The organism is Massilia sp. CT11-137, assembly GCF_047302885.1.
Classification (GTDB): domain Bacteria; phylum Pseudomonadota; class Gammaproteobacteria; order Burkholderiales; family Burkholderiaceae_D; genus Telluria; species Telluria orientalis.
Genome location: NZ_JBKYMP010000001.1, coordinates 3,083,014 through 3,100,216, shown reverse-complemented (window position 1 = coordinate 3,100,216; position 17,203 = coordinate 3,083,014). Strand labels below are relative to the sequence as shown.

Sequence of the window (17,203 nt, the reverse complement as noted above, 5' to 3'; positions counted from 1 at the left end):
AAAATACGTGTTAGCGAAGAAAATTATTGCTAGCGTAATGCCTGTAGTCCTACAAGTGGTCAAGAGGTGATCCGATACCCGTTCAATTGTCGCGCTCGCATCATTGCAATACCGAAATCGCTTCGGTAAGCAGGACATCTCCACTCTCGAAAGGAATGATCATGGCTTCGAACAAGAATTCTTCGCGCTCGGGTAACCAGGGCGGCTCCCACGAACAACACGTCAAGGCTGGCCAGCAAAGCCACAAGAACGACGGCAACAAGCAGTCGGGCTCCGGTTCGGGCTCGCGTTCGGGCGGCTCGGGCGGCACCCGCGGCGGCACCCCGGAGCAGCATGCCGAGGCTGGCCGTCAAAGCCACAAGAACGACAACAAGCGCTGATTGCAGCGCTTTCCGGGAGGTCGAAAGAGCCTGGCGCGGGACGACCGCGACAGGCTCTTTGTTTATCAGATGTTGCGCAGGTACGAGCCCTTGGGCGGCGCGAAATCGCGCACCTCGTCGATCATGCCCGCCGCCTTGGCGTCGCGCGCGTTCAGGTGCAGGTCGCCGTACTGGTGGATGCCCCACTGTTCGGGCGTCAGCTCGATGTGCTTGCGCAGGATGGATTCCGTGCGCGCATCGTCGGCGCGCAGGCCCTCGACGATGATGTTCAGCGCATCCGGACGCGAGCCGGGCGAAGCTGTCGCATGCGACTTGTGGATCATGAAGCGCGCCGTCTCGCTCGCATAGCGCTGCTGGCCCGCCAGGAACAGGATCACCGCGATCGACGCGACGGCGCCGCCGTTGTACATGACGCAATTGACGGGGGCATTGGCCAGGAAGTTGTACAGGCACAGGCCGTCGCTGACATAGCCCCCGTTCGACTGCAGGAGGATGTGCGCCGTCTCGATGCCGTCGTCGTTCATGCCGGCCACCGCCTCGAAGACACGATGCACCATGTCGCTGTTCACGTCGCCGGACAGGGTGAACCACCCTACTTTCTGTTTTCCAGGATCTTCGCTCATAGTGGGTCTCTTCCGTCAGAAAGGTCGTAGAGCAAGTGTAACAAAACACGTCCGCATGTCCGTGGTGCCTCATGGCAATCGTGTGAGGCCTCCCCCGGCCGATTGACTTCCCGTCACCACTGACATAGACTTCGCAGTCTTGACCGGGAGAGCGCAGCGCAGGCTGCCGCCGAAGGGGCATTACCCAAAAACTCTCAGGCAACCGGACCGGTCAGGGGCTGCTGCGCAACGCGCAGTGGACCAACTCTGGAGAGCGGCCTTCACCGGCCCACCGAAGGGGCAGGCGACAACACCTTGTCGCTATCTCTCAGGTACCGAGGACAGAGGGGTGCGAGAGCATGCGGGCATCCGCATGCGCGAACCCATTTTCTGCCGAGGAACCATCCATGACGCTCAAAGCGACCCCGCTCAATTCCGTACACCGTGCCGCCGGCGCCAAGATGGTCGACTTCGGCGGCTGGGACATGCCCGTCAACTACGGCTCCCAGATCGAAGAACACAATGCCGTGCGCGGCGATGCCGGCATGTTCGACGTGTCGCACATGTGCGTGGTCGACCTGAAAGGCGCGAACGTGCGCGCCTTCCTGCGCGGCCTGCTGGCCAACAACGTCGACAAGCTGCAGGCACCGGGCAAGGCCCTGTACTCGTGCATGCTGAACCCGCAGGGCGGCGTCATCGACGACCTGATCGTCTACTACTTCGCCGAAGACTGGTTCCGCCTCGTCGTCAACGCCGGCACGGCCGAGAAGGACATCGCCTGGATAAGCCAGCAGAACGACGCCACCGATAGCGGCCTGACGATCACCCCGCGCCGCGCCGACCTGAGCGCCGACGCCATCGCCCTCGTCGCCGTGCAGGGCCCGAACGCCCGCGCGAAAGTGTGGCAGGTCGTGCCGCAGACGCAGGCCCCGTCGGAAGGCCTGAAGCCGTTCAACGCCGTGATCGTGCACGACACCCCGTTCGGCGAACTGATGGTCGCGCGCACCGGCTATACGGGCGAAGACGGGTTCGAGATCGGCGTGCCGGCCAGCCAGGTCGAGGCGCTGTGGAACGCCCTCGCCGCCGCCGGCGTCAAGCCGGCCGGCCTCGGCGCGCGCGACACGCTGCGCCTGGAAGCGGGCATGAATCTGTACGGCCAGGATATGGACGACAGCGTCTCGCCGCTGGACGCCGGCCTCGCCTGGACCGTCGACCTCAACGCCGAGCGCGACTTCATCGGCAAATCCGCCCTACGGAAAAACGGCCAGACGCAGCAATTCGTCGGCCTGATCCTGCGCGAAAAAGGCGGCATCCTGCGCGCCCACCAGAAAGTCGTGGCCGCATCCGGCAATGCCGGCGAAATCACGAGCGGCACGTTCAGCCCGTCGATGCAGCAGGCGATCGCGCTCGCGCGCGTGCCGGTCGACGTCGCCATCGGCGACACGGTCCACGTGGAAATCCGCGACAAGAAACTGGCGGCATCCGTCGTTAAACTGCCGTTCGTGCGTAACGGCAAGATCCTCGCGTCCTGAACAAACAACACTATACTTACCGCACCATCCATCACTACGGAGTTACGCACATGAACATCCCAGCCGACCTGAAGTACACCGAGTCCCACGAGTGGGTCCGCCAGGAGGCCGACGGCACCCTGACCGTGGGCATCACCGAATACGCGCAGGACGCCCTGGGCGACATCGTGTTCGTCGAACTGCCGCAGGTCGGCAAGGCCTTCACCGCCGGCGATGACGCCGCCGTCGTCGAGTCCGTCAAGGCCGCCAGCGACATCTACGCCCCGGTCTCGGGCACCGTCACCGCGGTGAACCAGGCCACGGCCGACGCGCCGGACTCGATCAACGCGAACGCCTACGATGCGTGGCTGTTCAAGCTGCAGCCGTCGGATCCGGCCGCCGTCAATGGCCTGCTGGATGCGGCTGCTTACGGCAAGGCCACCGAAGGCTGATTTGATTGACCGTCATTCCCGCCGAGGCGGGAATCCAAGTTCGAGCTGCCGCGCACGCTGAACTTGGGCCCCCGCCTGCGCGGGGGCGACGGAGTGGTACCTCACGCGCCGACTTTTTTTTCGCCCCCCATCATGACCCGCACCAGCCTGACCCAACTCGAAGCACGCGATGGCTTCATCCCGCGCCACATCGGCCCGTCCGCATCCGAACAGGCGGCCATGCTGTCCGCCCTCGGCTACGCCTCGCGTGCCGAGCTGATCGACGCCGTCGTTCCCGCCAACATCCGCCGCAAGGACAAGCTGGACCTGGGCCAGTTCTTCGAGCCGCTGCCCGAGCAGGCCGCACTCGCGAAGCTGAAAGGCATCGCGGCGCAGAACAAGGTCATGAAGTCGCTGATCGGCCAGGGCTACTACGGCACCCACACGCCGCCCGTCATCCTGCGCAACATCTTCGAAAACCCGGCCTGGTACACCGCGTACACGCCGTACCAGCCGGAGATCTCGCAGGGCCGCCTGGAAGCCATCCTGAACTTCCAGCAGGTCATCACCGACCTGACCGGCATGGGCATCGCCAACGCGTCGATGCTGGACGAAGGCACGGCCGCGGCCGAAGCGATGACGCTGATCCAGCGCGTCGGCAAGTCGCCATCGAAAGTGTTCTACGTCGCCGACGACGTGCTGCCGCAGACGCTGGAAGTCGTGCAGACCCGCGCGCTGCCGATCGGCGTCGAAGTGCGCACCGTCGCCGCCGCCGAGATCGGGAACCTCGCCGAATCCTGCTTCGGCGTCCTGCTGCAATACCCGGGCGTGAACGGCGACGTGCGCGACTACCGCGCCGCCGTCGAGAAGCTGCATGCTGCCGGCGCCATGGTCGTCGTCGCGGCCGACCTGCTGGCGCTGACCGTCCTCGCGCCGCCGGGCGAATGGGGCGCCGACGTCGTCGTCGGCAACAGCCAGCGCTTCGGCGTGCCGCTCGGCTTCGGCGGCCCGCACGCGGGCTACCTGGCCACGCGCGACGAGTACAAGCGCAGCATGGCGGGCCGCCTCGCCGGCGTCACCATCGACGCGCAGGGCAACCCCGCGTTCCGCCTCGCGCTGCAGACGCGCGAACAGCACATCCGCCGCGAAAAAGCGACGTCGAACATCTGCACGGCGCAGGTCCTGCTGGCCGTGATGGCCTCGATGTACGCCGTCTACCACGGCCCGCAAGGCCTGGCTGGAATCGCGCGCCGCGTGCACCGCTACACCGGCATCCTCGCCACCGCGCTGAAGGGCCTCGGCTTCCAGCTGGCCAATGAATCGTATTTCGACACGATCACCGTCATCGCCGACAACGCCGACGAGATCCACCGCGTGGCCAACGACCACGGCGTCAACCTGCGCCGCATCGATGCGCGCCACGTGGGCATCTCCCTGGACGAGACGATAGGCCGCGACGACATCGCCCTGCTGGTGAAAATCTTCGGCGGCGCCGACGTCGATTTCGACACGCTGGACAAGGACGCGCAGGACGCCTACCCGGCCGCGCTGGCCCGCACGAGCGCCTACCTGACGCACCCGACGTTCAACCGCTACCACGCCGAGCACGAGATGCTGCGCTACCTGCGCGCGCTGGCCGACAAGGACCTGGCGCTCGACCGCACGATGATCCCGCTGGGTTCGTGCACGATGAAGCTGAACGCGACGTCCGAGATGATCCCGGTGACGTGGCCGGAATTCTCGAACATCCACCCGTTCGCGCCGGATGAGCAGACCGTCGGCTACCGCGAGATGATCGGCCAGCTGGAAGCGATGCTGTGCGCCGTCACGGGCTACGCCGGCGTGTCGCTGCAGCCGAACGCCGGCTCGCAGGGCGAGTACGCGGGCCTGCTGATCATCCAGAAGTACCACCAGTCGCGCGGCGAAGGCCACCGCAACATCTGCCTGATCCCCTCGTCGGCGCACGGCACCAATCCGGCGTCGGCCAACATGGTGGGCATGAAGGTCGTCGTGACCGCGTGCGACGCCAACGGCAACGTGGACCTCGCCGACCTGAAGAAGAAGGCCGAGGAACACAGCGCCAACCTGGCGTGCGTGATGGTCACCTACCCGTCCACGCACGGCGTGTTCGAGGAAGGCATCAAGGAACTGTGCGAGATCGTGCACGCGCACGGCGGCCAGGTGTATGTCGACGGCGCCAACATGAACGCGCTCGTGGGCGTCGCCGGTCCGGGCCTGTTCGGCGGCGACGTCAGCCACCTGAACCTGCACAAGACCTTCTGCATCCCGCACGGCGGCGGCGGCCCAGGCGTCGGTCCGGTGGCCGTGGCCGAACACCTCGTGCCGTTCCTGCCGAACCAGGCCTCGACGGGTTACCAGCGGAACGAAGCCGGCATCGGCGCCGTCAGCTCGGCCGCCTACGGCTCGGCATCGATCCTGCCGATCTCGTGGATGTACATCGCGATGATGGGCGCGGAAGGCCTGACGGCGGCGACGGAGACGGCGATCCTGAACGCCAACTACATCGCGCGCCGCCTGGCGCCGCACTACCCGGTGCTGTACACGGGCCACGACGGCCTCGTCGCGCACGAGTGCATCATCGACCTGCGTCCGCTGCAGGATGCCACCGGCATCAGCAACGAAGACGTGGCCAAGCGCCTGATGGACTTCGGCTTCCACGCGCCGACCATGAGCTTCCCGGTGCCGGGCACGCTGATGATCGAGCCGACCGAGTCGGAATCGAAGGCGGAGCTGGACCGCTTCATCGAAGCGATGATCTGCATCCACGCGGAGATCGTGAAAGTGGAGCGCGGCGAGTACGACCGCATGGACAACCCGCTGAAGGGCGCGCCGCACACCGCGGAAGTCGTCACGTCGGACGACTGGCAGCACACCTATTCGCGCGAAGTGGCCGCCTTCCCCGTGCCGTCGCTGCGCAAGAAGAAGTACTGGCCGCCGGTCGGCCGCGCGGATAACGCGTATGGCGACCGTAACCTGTTCTGCGGCTGCGCCCCCATCGAAGACTACGAGTGAGACGCTACGCGTGGGCGGCGGGCCGCCCACCCTACAGCCGTAGAGTGGGCACCCCGTGCCCACGTGCGACTACAGCCGTAGAGTGGGCACCCCGTGCCCACGTGCGACCACAGCCGTAGAGTGGGCACCCCGTGCCCACGTGCGACGCCCGAGTAGTCAGCGATTCTTCCCCCGGCTGCTCGCCAGCCGGAGGTAAGAACGCCCGGCCCTGCCGGGACGCAGCAGATGCGCCCCCGGCGGGGCCGTTTCATTGGAGCCCTGTACGGCCTCGTCGAGCCGGAACACGGCCACCGTGCGCGCCAGTGCCAGCGCCTGCTGCTGCAGCGCGCGCGCGGCCAGCGCCGCTTCTTCCACCATGCGCGACCCTTGTTGCGTGAGTTCGTCCATGCGCACGATCGCCTGGGCCGCGCCGGCCAGCTCGCGCGCCCGTTCCGTGCCCGTGCTGCCGATCGTGTCGACGATGCCGGCCATGTCTTCCACGGCGCCCGCCAGGCTCGCCATCGTCGCGCCGGCTTCGACCGCGCAGGTGCCGCCATCGTCGAGCGCGGCCACGGTCTCGCGCGCGAGCGTGCGCGCCTCGCGTACCGCGCGCTGGGCGCGCCGGGCCAGGACGCGTGCTTCGCGGGCACCGCCGTCGGCGTCGCCCGTGCGTGCCAGCGTGGTCTCGATGGCCGCGCCGATGCGGTCCATGCGCACGGCCGCGCGCCGCACCTGTTCCATCGTCGTCACCAGGCGGTGCGCGAGCACGCCGCCCTCGTCCGCCGCGACACCTGCACGCGCCGCCAGGTCGCCCGCGGCGTGCGCGCCGGCGGCGCTGTCGTCGAGCGCCGCCGCCAGCGCCTGCATCGACGCCGTCGTGCGGTCCAGCGCGTCGCGCACGTGCGCGCGCGGCGGCATGCCGGCACGGCCCAGCGTGATCTCGCGCGACGCCTCGCCGATCGCGCGGGCCGACTCGAGCACGGTGCGCAACTGGCGGTTCAGGCCGCGGATGCCGGCGTCGAGCAGCCTTGCCGTCTGGCCGATTTCGTCGTCCGCATAGGTCCGCGCGCGGATCGTCAGGTCGCCGCTGGCGAGGCCGTGGGCGGCCGCGCCGATCGCACCGATATCGGCCAGCAGCGCGCGCCGCACCGCCATCGTGATCGCCAGCGAGGCGGCGATCGACAGGACGATCACCACCGGCATCAGCACCGCGATCAGGCGAAAATCGTCGGCCGCATCGCGCGACGCCTGCTCGGACAGGGCCTGCTCGCGCCGCGACAGCTCCGCCAGGCGCTGGGCGACGACGGCGAACGCACGCTCAGCCTTGACCATCGCATTGGCGCTGATCGACTGGTCGATGCGCGCGATCTCGATCACGTCGCGCACGGCCGGCACGTATTGCGCCCAGGCGGCACGGGCCTGTTCGACGTAGCGCTGTTCTTCCGGGCTGTCGGCCGTCAGGCGCGCCAGCTGGGCGAGGTCGCGCTCGACCCCGCCGTGCCGGGCCCGCAGGTCGAGTGCGAGCGGGTCGACGCGGAAGTGCGGAAAGCTGCCGCTGATCCAGGTCAGGACCTGGTACGCCTGGGCATGCGCGCTGCGCGCCGCCGCGGACAGCTCCGCCGCCGCGCGCATGTTCGCCGCCCGGCGCTGCACGATGCTGTCGAGCGACGCATTCTGGCGTACCATCGCGTAGTAGCTGCCGCAGGACAGCAGCACGAGCAGCAGCAGCACGACGCCGGGCGCCAGCAGCAGCTTGGGACCGATGCGCAGACGGGCCAGCATGTCAGGACGTCGTCCGATTGACGAGTTCGAGGGGGAATGAATGGGTCATGGTCTCCTCCTGGCTGGCAGTATTTCCGGCGTGCATTAAATGAATGTACGCCGCCCCCGGGGTTGGCCATTGTGTTGGCTCAAGCCCGCCAACGTGAGAGGAACAGGATGAGACGTAAGAGTGTGGGCGCATTGCTGTCGGCCCTGGTGTTTCCCGGCGTGGGCCAGTACTACCTGGGGCGGCGCACGCGTGCCCTGCTGTTCCTGGCGCCGGCCGCCATCGCCGCGATCCTGTATTTCAGTTTTGCGCTGGACCAGGCGAACACGGTCGCCGACCAGCTGTTGAGCGGGAAGATGGCGATGGATCCGGCGGCGATCGAGGCGCAGCTGGCGAATGCGCCCACGCCGTTCAGCGTGACGCTGGCCGGGATCGTGTTCGCCGTGTGCTACGTGGGGAGTATCGTGGAAGCGTTGATCGCCAGGCCGGAGGCGTGAACGCGGGCGTTTGGTGGGCCCGGGGAGCCCACCAATCGGCAATGGAGGCGTTCGCAGGGTGGGCACCCCGTGCCCACGAGGCATATCGTTACGTTAATCCAGCTTGGCGGCGTGCTCGCGCGTCGCGTGGAACTGCAGCTTCGGCCAGCGCTCCTGCGTGAGGCGCAGGTTGACGCCGGACGTGGCGAGATAGGCGAGGTTGCCGGCGGCGTCGTAGGCGACGTTGTGCGCCAGCTGCGTCTCGAAGTCGGACAGGGCCTTCTTGTCGTCGCTCGACACCCAGCGCGCGCTGCTGATGCTCGCGCCCTCGAACACGGCGTCGACGCCGTATTCGTTCAGCAGGCGGCTCGCGACGACCTCGAACTGCAGCACGCCGACGGCGCCGAGAATCAGGTCGCTGCCCATCACCGGCTTGAACACCTGCACGGCGCCCTCTTCGCCCAGCTGCTGCAGGCCCTTGTGGAGCTGCTTGGTCTTGAGCGGATTGCGGATACGCACCGTGCGGAACAGCTCCGGCGCGAAGTACGGGATGCCGGTGAACGTCAGCAGCTCGCCTTCCGAGAAGCTGTCGCCGATCTGCATGTTGCCGTGGTTCGGCAGGCCGATGATGTCGCCCGCGTAAGCCTCTTCGACCTGTTCGCGGCTCGAGGCCATGAACGTCACGACGGACGACAGTTTCACTTCGCGGCCCAGGCGCAGGTGCTTGACCTTCATGCCCTTCTCGAAACGGCCGGAACACACGCGCAGGAACGCGATGCGGTCGCGGTGTGCCGGGTCCATGTTGGCCTGGATCTTGAAGACGAAGCCGGAGAACGGCTGCTCGTCCGGACGTACGGCGCGCACGGTCGCATCGCGCTCGCGCGGGCCCGGCGCCCATTCGACGAGGGCCGACAGGATCTCGCGCACGCCGAAGTTGTTGATGGCGGAGCCGAAGAACACGGGGGTCTGCACGCCGGACAGGAAGCGCTCCAGGTCGAACGGATGCGAGGCGCCGTGCACCAGCTCCACTTCCATCTTGAGCTGTTCCATCTCGAGCGGGAACATCTCGGTGAGGCGCGGGTTGTCGATGCCCTTGATGATCTCGTAGGCGCCGTCGGCCTTCTCTTCGCCCGCCTTGAACAGCATGACTTCGTCGTTCAGCAGGTGGTACACGCCGCGGAAGTTCTTGCCCATGCCGATCGGCCAGGTCACCGGTGCGCATTCGATCTTCAGCACCGATTCCACTTCGTCGAGCAGCTCGAGCGGGTCGCGGGTCTCGCGGTCGAGCTTGTTCATGAAGGTGACGATCGGCGTGTCGCGCATGCGGCAGACGTCCAGCAGCTTGATCGTCTGTTCTTCCACGCCCTTCGCGGCGTCGATCACCATCAGCGCCGAGTCGACGGCCGTCAGCACGCGGTAGGTGTCTTCCGAAAAGTCCTGGTGGCCCGGGGTGTCGAGGAGGTTGATGACGTGGTCGCGGAACTCGAACTGCATCACCGACGACGCGACCGAGATGCCGCGCTGCTTTTCGATGTCCATCCAGTCCGACGTCGCATGGCGGCCGCTCTTGCGGCCCTTGACGGTGCCTGCGAGCTGGATCGCGCCCGAGAACAGCAGCAGCTTTTCGGTGAGCGTCGTTTTACCGGCGTCGGGGTGGGAAATGATGCCGAAGGTGCGGCGGCGCGCGACTTCGCGCGCGATCGTGGCGGCGGGCTTGCCGGTTAGCGCGGCTTCCTGGATGTCGGTGGTGGTTGCGTCGATTTCGTTGGACATGGTCTCGCCCTGGGGCGCTTGCAAAACTCTCGATTTTACCGGGTCCAGCGTACCTTGTGTGAACCAATTCCCGGCGCGCCGCACGCGCCCCATGTAGGAACAGTCGGGCGCGGCATGTAATGGCCAGCAATCTTGGCGGCCCCGACGGGCGTATGGATGTGGCCGGAATGGCAAAAAGGCTGGCCGTCGAAACGTTTTAATGCCGCCAAACCATTGTCGAAGTTACAAAAAAAGCCCTCTACTGAAAGTTTCTCTCTAGTAGGACTGGGCTTACATAACATCATGCATAGAGCCTACATGGGGGCGACAGCTAGTCTTATGTTCGGCAAGAGACTATGGCATTAATGTACACACATCGCGATGAGGAAACCCATCCAAGCAATCGCCCCAGTGAAGTATGTCAGAGATAACGAGGACAAAATGAATAACGCCCAACTCGGTAATGCCGCCCAGAAAAAGGCGCAATCGGTGAATCAGATTCCCTCGACCAGCGAAGAAATCAAACTGGCCGCCCGCCCGGTTGTCAGCTACAGCGGCACCCAACAAAACGAGTTGCTCGCGGCCCTGCCGCGCCAAGACCTGGAAGCCCTGTTCGAGCACCTGGAACTGGTTCCGCTGCCCTTCGGCAAGGAACTGTTCGAATACGGCAGCAAGCTGGAATACGTGTACTTCCCCACCACCGCCATCGTCTCCCTCCTGTACGTGATGGAAGACGGCGCCACGACGGAAATCGCCGTGGTCGGCCATGAAGGTGCCGTCGGCGTGTCGCTGTTCATGGGCGAGCGCGCCACCTGCAGCGCCGTCGTCCAGAGCGCCGGCTACGGCTACCGCCTGAAAACCCAATTCCTGCGCGACGCCTTCAACAAGGGCGGCGCCCTGCCCCAGCTGCTGATGCGCTACACGAACGCGCTGTTCGCCCAGATGGCCCAGAACGCCGTTGGCGGCCGCCACAGCTCGATCGAACAGAAACTGTGCCGCTGGCTGCTGGACCGCCTCGACCGTTCGCCGAGCAATGAACTGAAGGTCACCCAGGAACTCATCTCGATCATGTTGGGCGTGCGCCGCGAAAGCATCACCGCTGCCGCCGGCAAGCTGCAGGACGAAGGCCTGATCCAGTACCGTCGCGGCAACATCACGGTGCTGAACCGCCAGGGCCTGGAAGACTACGCCGGCGAGTGCTACAAGGTCGCTAAAAGCGAGTATGACCGTCTGCTGATGGACGTGTCGCGCGCATGAGCGGCACCGCGTCCCGGCCCGCCGTCGCCAGCGGCGACTGGGACTGGGCAGCACGTAGATGATTGTGTAATTGATGTTCGGCCAGGTCGGCCGCCTCCGCTGGCACTGCGCCAGTCGGATCTGCCGAAGGCGCCACGGCCAGCGCCGAGATATCCAGGGCACCGCCTGACGCGGTCCCGCCGGCGTCGGTCTCCCCTGGCGCCGTCACCGGAACGATGGCGTGAACCGAGGTCCCGATCCCGTTCACGCCGCGATCCACCCGCAATGTCCCTCCCAGCAGCAACGCCCGTTCGCGCATCCCCAGGAGCCCGTGCGATTTCGGACGGCGCATCGCGTCGGGCGGAATCCCGACACCGTCGTCGCTGACCTCGAGCGTGTACGCCTCGCCTTCGCGCGCCAGGTGCACGATGACGTGGCGCGCCTGGGCGTATTTGGCGACGTTGTTCAGCGACTCCTGTGCGATGCGGAACAGCGCGATCGACTGCGCGGAACCGGCACTGTCGATGTCGCCCTCGATGAGCGCCTCGCAATCCACGCCCGTCGTGCGGCCGAAATCTTCGCAATAACTCTCCAGGGCAGCGGACAGGCCGAGGTTGTCGAGCAGGCTCGGACGCAGGTCTTCCACGATGCGCCGCTTCAGTTCGACCGTCTCGACGAGCACGCCACGGGCGCGGCCCAGCGTCTCCGCATGGTCCGGGTGCGTGGTCTTGATCCGGTCCGTGACCGACGCGAGGTGCATGCCGATGGCCGTCAGGTTGGCGCCCATCTCGTCATGCAGTTCGCGCGCCAGCTTCGCCTTTTCTTCTTCCGACACGCGGATCAAATGGCGCGACAGTACGGACAATTGCTCCGTGCGTTCCGCGACGAGCGATTCCAGGTGGTCATTGGTTTGCTGCAAGGCCCGCTCGGCATTCAGGCGCGCGCGGAAGCTGCGGCGGATCAGGTTGTAGAACAGGACGAGGGTGACGAGTGCCGCCACGTTGATGCCGAGGCCGCGCAGCGCGGCCAGGCGGTAGCGGTCGTAGAAGACGGCGCTGCGCGCGGCCAGCGTCTCGTTCTGTTCGCCCGTCATGATCACCACCTGCAGGCGGATCTCGTCCATGTGGGTCTTGTCTTCCTGTGTCTGCGCGATGGAGACGATGTCCGCGAGGCCGCCGTGGCGATAGACTTCCAGGCCCTGGTTCATCAGATTGATGCGGCGGACGACGAGATTCTGCAGCTGGGCGAGATTCTTCAGCTGGGAGGGATTGTCGGCCAGCAGCGTCTTGAGGCTGTTGAACTGGCCGTCCAGTTCACGCTCCGCCGTGCGCAGCGGGCCCAGGTAGGTATCGGAACCGGACAGGTAATAGCCGCGCAGACCGCTTTCCGCATCGGTCACGAGCAGGTTCAGGTATTGCAGTTTGGCCGTCACACGATCGGCCTGCGCCTGGCGCGCGTTGGCAGTCTTGAGCCCGTCCAGGTTGCGGACCAGGCTTACGCCGTTGAGGACCAGGATCAGGACGCACACGACACACAGCAGGGTCTGGTACAACGGAAGGCTGCGAACCGGCCTGAACTTGGGGTCGGTGGTGAAAAACATCCTCGGTCGTTCCTTTCGCAGCTTGGCCTGTCCGAGTCATTATAGACCGGGAAAAGTTGCCATGGAGCTCGATTAGGCTTGCGGACGAGGAAATGTGGCGCGATGACGACGCGCAATTAACAATTCTGCATAGCAAATGACAAATTGCTAAAACAGTTGCAGGCCGAACGACGCGGAATCCCCGCGGCTTTCGGCCTACCCTGCTCAGTCGAGCAGGTTGTTCTTCATGGCGTAGTACGTCAGGTCGCTGTTCGACTGCAGACCCATCTTTTCCATGATGCGAGTACGGTAAGTCGAGACCGTCTTGATCGACAGCGACAGGGCATTGCCGATGTCGGACACGGTCGCGCCCTTGGCCAGGCGAAGGAACACCTGGAATTCGCGGTCCGACAATTCCGTATGCAGCGCGGTGTTCGGATCGCGATCGAAACTCTGGGCCAGCAATTCGCCGACCTGCGAGCTGACGTAGCGGCGCCCCTGGTACACGGTGCGGACGGCCGTCTTGAGTTCGTCCGCGTCGCATTCCTTGTTCAGGTAGCCGTTGGCACCCATCTTGAACAGGTTCAGCGCATACTGCTGGGCCGGATAGCCGGACAGGATCAGGACCGGCAGATTGGGCTGGCCCTGTCGAATGGTGCGCAGGATATCGATGCCGCTCTGGTCCGGCATGGCGATATCCAGCAACAGCACGTCGCAGATCTCGCGGCGTGCGATGTCGAGGGCCTCGCGTCCCGTCGCGCCTTCGGCCACGACTTCGAACTCGCCCGACGACGAAAAAATCTGTTTGAAACCTGCTCGAACTATCTGGTGATCGTCACAAATGGCAACGCGTATCATTGTCTTCCCTTAAGTTTTCCCGATACAGGAAAGAGCCGAGGCTGGCCCCTCACGCCTCCGGTCAGGTCATGCGTTTGAGTCAGCAAACTGCAAGTGACATTTTAGCACCTCCGGGGTGCAGAACAACAGGCGCGCACGCCTGAGCTGGCTGCGTCGGCCGTTGCGCCCTCGGCGGGGCTTCAGACTGCCGGCGAACCGTGCTTGAGCAGTGCGAGAATCGCGTGCAGCTCGGCACGCAATGCTTCCGGCTCGATGGTCGGCGTGGCCGGTGGTGGTGGCGTTTCCGGCAACGCGTCGGCCTCGTGCTGGCCGCGCCCATCGAGGCGGTTGCGTGCCCCGCTGATGGTGAAACCCTGCTCGTACAGCAGTTCGCGGATACGGCGGATCAACAGCACTTCGTGGTGCTGGTAATAACGGCGATTTCCACGGCGTTTGACCGGTTTAAGCTGGGTGAATTCCTGCTCCCAGTAGCGGAGCACATGCGGCTTGACCCCGCACAAGTCGCTGACTTCGCCAATCGTGAAATAGCGCTTCGCCGGGATCGGCGGCAGCACGGTCGGTTCCATCTTGTTCGGTCGGTCGTTCATCGCTCACAAGCCGTGTCGGCTTTATCAGGCTGCACGCGCCAGGGAAGGATGATCGGGTCCGTCGGGGCTGTCCGGATTGCGCGGGCTGCCCGGATTGGCCTCTTCGACCATCGCCTTCAGCTTCTGGCTGGCGTGAAACGTCACGACGCGGCGCGCCGTGATGGGGATTTCTTCCCCGGTTTTCGGATTGCGGCCGGGCCGCTGCGGCTTGTCGCGCAACTGGAAGTTGCCGAAGCCGGACAGCTTTACCGCCTCGCCGCGCTCGAGCGCATTGCGGATCTCGTCGAAGAACGTCTCGACCATGTCCTTGGCCTCGCGTTTGTTCAGACCGACCTGCTCGAACAGCAGTTCGGCCAGCTCCGCCTTGGTCAGGGTCGGCAACTCCTTTTCCGCTTCCTTCCGTACCCGGGCCACCAGCATCGCACGATGCAGGTCGGCGGCCAGCGCTTCCTGGAGCACGGCGGAATCAACGTCGTTGTTGTTAATTTTAAGCCCTACCTTCAAGTTCTGGATTTGGTGGGGGCTCGATCAACCTGCTGCGCGACGGTTGCTCGATACCCCTTCGAGGCACGTGGCCTTCGTTATCAACCGCGCAGTTTTGCGCCGTGTTTTTGTTGCGCCGCGGATGCCAGCGCGGCCATGATGGCCTCGACCGCATCGTCCTGCAGCGTCGATTGAGTATCTTGCAAGCCAAAGCGGAAAGCAAGACTTTTTTCATCTTGTTCCAAACCTTTGCCGCGGTATTCATCAAACAAAACAACGGCTTGCACGAGTTTGCCAAGCGCGTTCGACTCCAGTTCCGACTGGAAAGCGTCGAGCAGCGCCTGGGCCGGCACGTCCTGTTTCACCACCAGTGCGAGGTCGCGCGTGGCGCCCGGGAACTTGGAAATCTCGGCGTAGCGCGGCACGTCGCGCGCGCGCAGCGCGTCGGCATCCACCTCGAACAGCACCGGGGCCTGCGGCAGGTCGTACTGTTGCAGCCAGCGCGGATGCAGCTCGCCGATCACGCCGACGACCTTGCCGTCCACTTCCACCGTGGCCGAGCGGCCCGGGTGCAGTGCCGGGTGTTCGGTCTTGCTGAAACGTACGGCGCGCGGTGCGAACAGCGCTTCCAGGTCGCCCTTGACGTCGAAGTAATCGACGGCACGGGTCGGCTGGCCCCACTGCTCGTCCGCGGCCGGGCCGTAGGCGATGGCGGCAACGCGCTTGGGCTGGTCGAAGCCGGCGACGGCCAGCGGCCCGTCCTGCGCTTCCGCATTGCGCAGGAACACGCCGCCCACTTCGAACACGCGCACGCGCCCGGCCTTGCGGTTCAGGTTGTAGCGGACGTTGGCGACGAGGCTGCCGATCAGCGACGAACGCATCACGCTCAGCTGGCTGGCGATCGGGTTCTGCAGGCGGATCGGGTCAGTATTGTTCGCGAAATCCGTTTCCCACTGCTGCTCGACGAAGCTCATGTTCACGACTTCCTGGTAGCCCAGGTCGGCCAGTTCGTGGCGGATCGCAAACAGCGAGCGGGTATTCTCCGGCTCGATCAGCATCGCCGACGGGGCCACCGGCGGCAGCGTGGGAATGTTTTCGAAGCCATACACGCGCGCCACTTCCTCGATCAGGTCTTCCTCGATCTCGATGTCGAAACGGTACGACGGCGCGGTCACGTGGAACAGGCCCGCTTCACGTTCGAACGGCAGGTGCAGGCGCGTGAAGATGTCGGCAACCATGTCGTCCGTGACGGGCACGCCGATGACCTTCGCGGCGCGCGCGGTACGCAAGGTGACCGGCTTGCGCTGCGGCAGGTTCGGGGCCTGGTCGTCGATCGGGCCGACCTTCGTGTCGGCCGTGCCGCAGATCTCGACGATCAGCGACGTGATGCGTTCGAGGTGCTCGGGGATGGTCGCGTAGTCGACGCCGCGCTCGAAGCGATGCGCAGCATCCGTCGAGAAATTGTAGCGACGGGCACGGCCCTGGATGGCGTTCGGCCACCAGAATGCGGCTTCCAGGTAGATGTCGGTGGTGGCTAGCGAGACGGCCGTGGCATCGCCGCCCATGATGCCGGCCAGCGATTCGAGCTCTTTCTCGTCGGCGATCACGCCGACCCACTCGTCGATGTCGACCGTGTTGCCGTTCAGGAGCTTCAGCGTTTCGCCCTTGCGGCCCCAGCGCACGTCCATGCCGCCGTGGATCTTGTCCAGGTCAAACACGTGCGACGGACGGCCCACTTCCAGCATGACGTAGTTCGAGATGTCGACGAGGGCCGACACGGAACGCTGGCCGCTGCGCTCGAGGCGGCGCTTCATCCATTCCGGCGTCGCCGCCTTCGCGTTCAGGCCGCGGATGACGCGGCCGGCGAAACGGCCGCACAGGTCGGTCGCGGAAATTTTAACGGGCAGCACTTCGTCCGTGTTCACGGTCGCCGGGCGGAAGGCCGGCAGCGCCAGCGGCGCGCCGGTCAGCGCCGACACTTCGCGCGCCACGCCCAGCACGGACAGGCAATCCGCCTTGTTCGGCGTGAGCTTGATCGTGAATTTCAGGTCGTTCAGGCCGAGGTAGTCGCGGATGTTCTGGCCGATGGGCGCGTCTTCCGGCAGCTCCATCAGGCCGCTGCTCTCTTCCGAGATCTTCAGTTCTTTTGCCGAGCACATCATGCCCTGCGATTCCACCCCGCGCAGCTTGCCGACCTTGATTTCGAACGGCTTGCCGTCCGGACCCGGCGGCAGCACGGCGCCGGCCATGGCGCAGATCGCCTTCATGCCCGCGCGCACGTTCGGCGCGCCGCAGACGATGTTCAGCAGCGTGCCGGTGCCGACGTCGACCTGGCACACGTTCAGGCGGTCCGCGTTCGGGTGCTTGGCCACTTCCTTGACTTCCGCCACGACGACATTCGAGAACGGCGGCGCGACCGGTTCGACCTCTTCCACTTCGAGGCCGGACATCGTGAGCAGGTGCGCGAGTTCGTCCGAATTCAACTTCGGATCGACCATGGAACGGAGCCAGTTTTCAGAGAATTGCAT

General features: G+C 65.4%; 14 protein-coding genes and 2 riboswitches. Of the genes, 6 read left to right on the top strand and 8 right to left on the bottom strand.

What is annotated here, in order from left to right; all coding sequences use genetic code 11:
- Nucleotides 1-161 precede the first annotated feature (161 nt).
- Complete coding sequence (locus ACEN98_RS14095; RefSeq protein WP_056135972.1) at nt 162-380, top strand: hypothetical protein; 219 nt, start codon at nt 162-164, stop codon at nt 378-380.
- 65 nt (nt 381-445) lie between these two features.
- Here ACEN98_RS14095 and ACEN98_RS14090 read toward each other — a convergent pair whose 3' ends face one another.
- The gene (locus ACEN98_RS14090; RefSeq protein ID WP_413385285.1) at nt 446-1,003 is read right to left on the bottom strand and encodes an ATP-dependent Clp protease proteolytic subunit; all 558 of its coding nucleotides are present in this window, start codon (nt 1,001-1,003) and stop codon (nt 446-448) included.
- A 134-nt stretch (nt 1,004-1,137) separates the two neighbouring features.
- Nucleotides 1,138-1,223: riboswitch (glycine riboswitch) on the top strand.
- A 16-nt stretch (nt 1,224-1,239) separates the two neighbouring features.
- A riboswitch (glycine riboswitch) is annotated at nt 1,240-1,337 on the top strand.
- Nucleotides 1,338-1,389: 52 nt separating this feature from the next.
- Here ACEN98_RS14090 and gcvT point away from each other — a divergent pair.
- The 3 genes from gcvT (at nt 1,390) to gcvP (ending at nt 5,957) form a co-directional block, all read left to right on the top strand.
- Nucleotides 1,390-2,514 (top strand): glycine cleavage system aminomethyltransferase GcvT, encoded by a 1,125-nt coding sequence (gcvT, locus tag ACEN98_RS14085; protein WP_413385283.1) that lies wholly within the window; start codon nt 1,390-1,392, stop codon nt 2,512-2,514.
- A gap of 50 nt (nt 2,515-2,564) precedes the next feature.
- Complete coding sequence (gene gcvH / locus ACEN98_RS14080) at nt 2,565-2,945, top strand: glycine cleavage system protein GcvH (RefSeq protein WP_036228522.1); 381 nt, start codon at nt 2,565-2,567, stop codon at nt 2,943-2,945.
- 132 nt (nt 2,946-3,077) lie between these two features.
- Entirely contained in the window at nt 3,078-5,957 is a 2,880-nt protein-coding gene (gene gcvP / locus ACEN98_RS14075; RefSeq protein ID WP_413385281.1) for an aminomethyl-transferring glycine dehydrogenase, read from the top strand.
- A gap of 156 nt (nt 5,958-6,113) precedes the next feature.
- On the opposite strand, the gene ACEN98_RS14070 is transcribed toward gcvP, so the two are convergent.
- Complete coding sequence (locus ACEN98_RS14070) at nt 6,114-7,718, bottom strand: MCP four helix bundle domain-containing protein (protein ID WP_413385279.1); 1,605 nt, start codon at nt 7,716-7,718, stop codon at nt 6,114-6,116.
- A gap of 156 nt (nt 7,719-7,874) precedes the next feature.
- Between ACEN98_RS14070 and ACEN98_RS14065 the strand changes: the two genes are divergently transcribed.
- On the top strand, nt 7,875-8,201 hold the full coding sequence (locus ACEN98_RS14065) for a hypothetical protein (protein ID WP_413385277.1): 327 nt from the start codon (nt 7,875-7,877) through the stop codon (nt 8,199-8,201).
- Nucleotides 8,202-8,294: 93 nt separating this feature from the next.
- Here the strand turns inward: ACEN98_RS14065 and ACEN98_RS14060 are convergent, their stop codons facing one another.
- The gene (locus ACEN98_RS14060) at nt 8,295-9,953 is read right to left on the bottom strand and encodes a peptide chain release factor 3 (protein WP_413385275.1); all 1,659 of its coding nucleotides are present in this window, start codon (nt 9,951-9,953) and stop codon (nt 8,295-8,297) included.
- 420 nt (nt 9,954-10,373) lie between these two features.
- On the opposite strand from ACEN98_RS14060, the gene ACEN98_RS14055 reads away from it, so the two are divergent.
- Nucleotides 10,374-11,189 carry a Crp/Fnr family transcriptional regulator gene (locus ACEN98_RS14055; RefSeq protein WP_258815292.1) on the top strand — a complete coding sequence of 272 codons (816 nt, stop codon included), beginning with the start codon at nt 10,374-10,376 and terminating at the stop codon, nt 11,187-11,189.
- Here the strand turns inward: ACEN98_RS14055 and ACEN98_RS14050 are convergent.
- The 5 genes from ACEN98_RS14050 to pheT form a co-directional block, all read right to left on the bottom strand.
- Nucleotides 11,143-12,768, bottom strand: a complete 1,626-nt coding sequence (locus ACEN98_RS14050; protein ID WP_413385272.1) for a CHASE3 domain-containing protein — start codon at nt 12,766-12,768, stop codon at nt 11,143-11,145. The genes ACEN98_RS14055 and ACEN98_RS14050 overlap by 47 nt on opposite strands.
- A gap of 204 nt (nt 12,769-12,972) precedes the next feature.
- A complete protein-coding gene (locus ACEN98_RS14045; RefSeq protein WP_036228513.1) occupies nt 12,973-13,605 on the bottom strand; it encodes a response regulator transcription factor in 633 nt (210 codons plus the stop codon).
- A gap of 179 nt (nt 13,606-13,784) precedes the next feature.
- Complete coding sequence (locus ACEN98_RS14040) at nt 13,785-14,192, bottom strand: MerR family transcriptional regulator (RefSeq protein WP_413385270.1); 408 nt, start codon at nt 14,190-14,192, stop codon at nt 13,785-13,787.
- A 24-nt stretch (nt 14,193-14,216) separates the two neighbouring features.
- Complete coding sequence (locus ACEN98_RS14035; RefSeq protein WP_056135976.1) at nt 14,217-14,612, bottom strand: integration host factor subunit alpha; 396 nt, start codon at nt 14,610-14,612, stop codon at nt 14,217-14,219.
- Between the two features lie 164 nt (nt 14,613-14,776).
- Nucleotides 14,777-17,203 carry a phenylalanine--tRNA ligase subunit beta gene (gene pheT, locus ACEN98_RS14030; protein ID WP_413385268.1) on the bottom strand — a complete coding sequence of 809 codons (2,427 nt, stop codon included), beginning with the start codon at nt 17,201-17,203 and terminating at the stop codon, nt 14,777-14,779.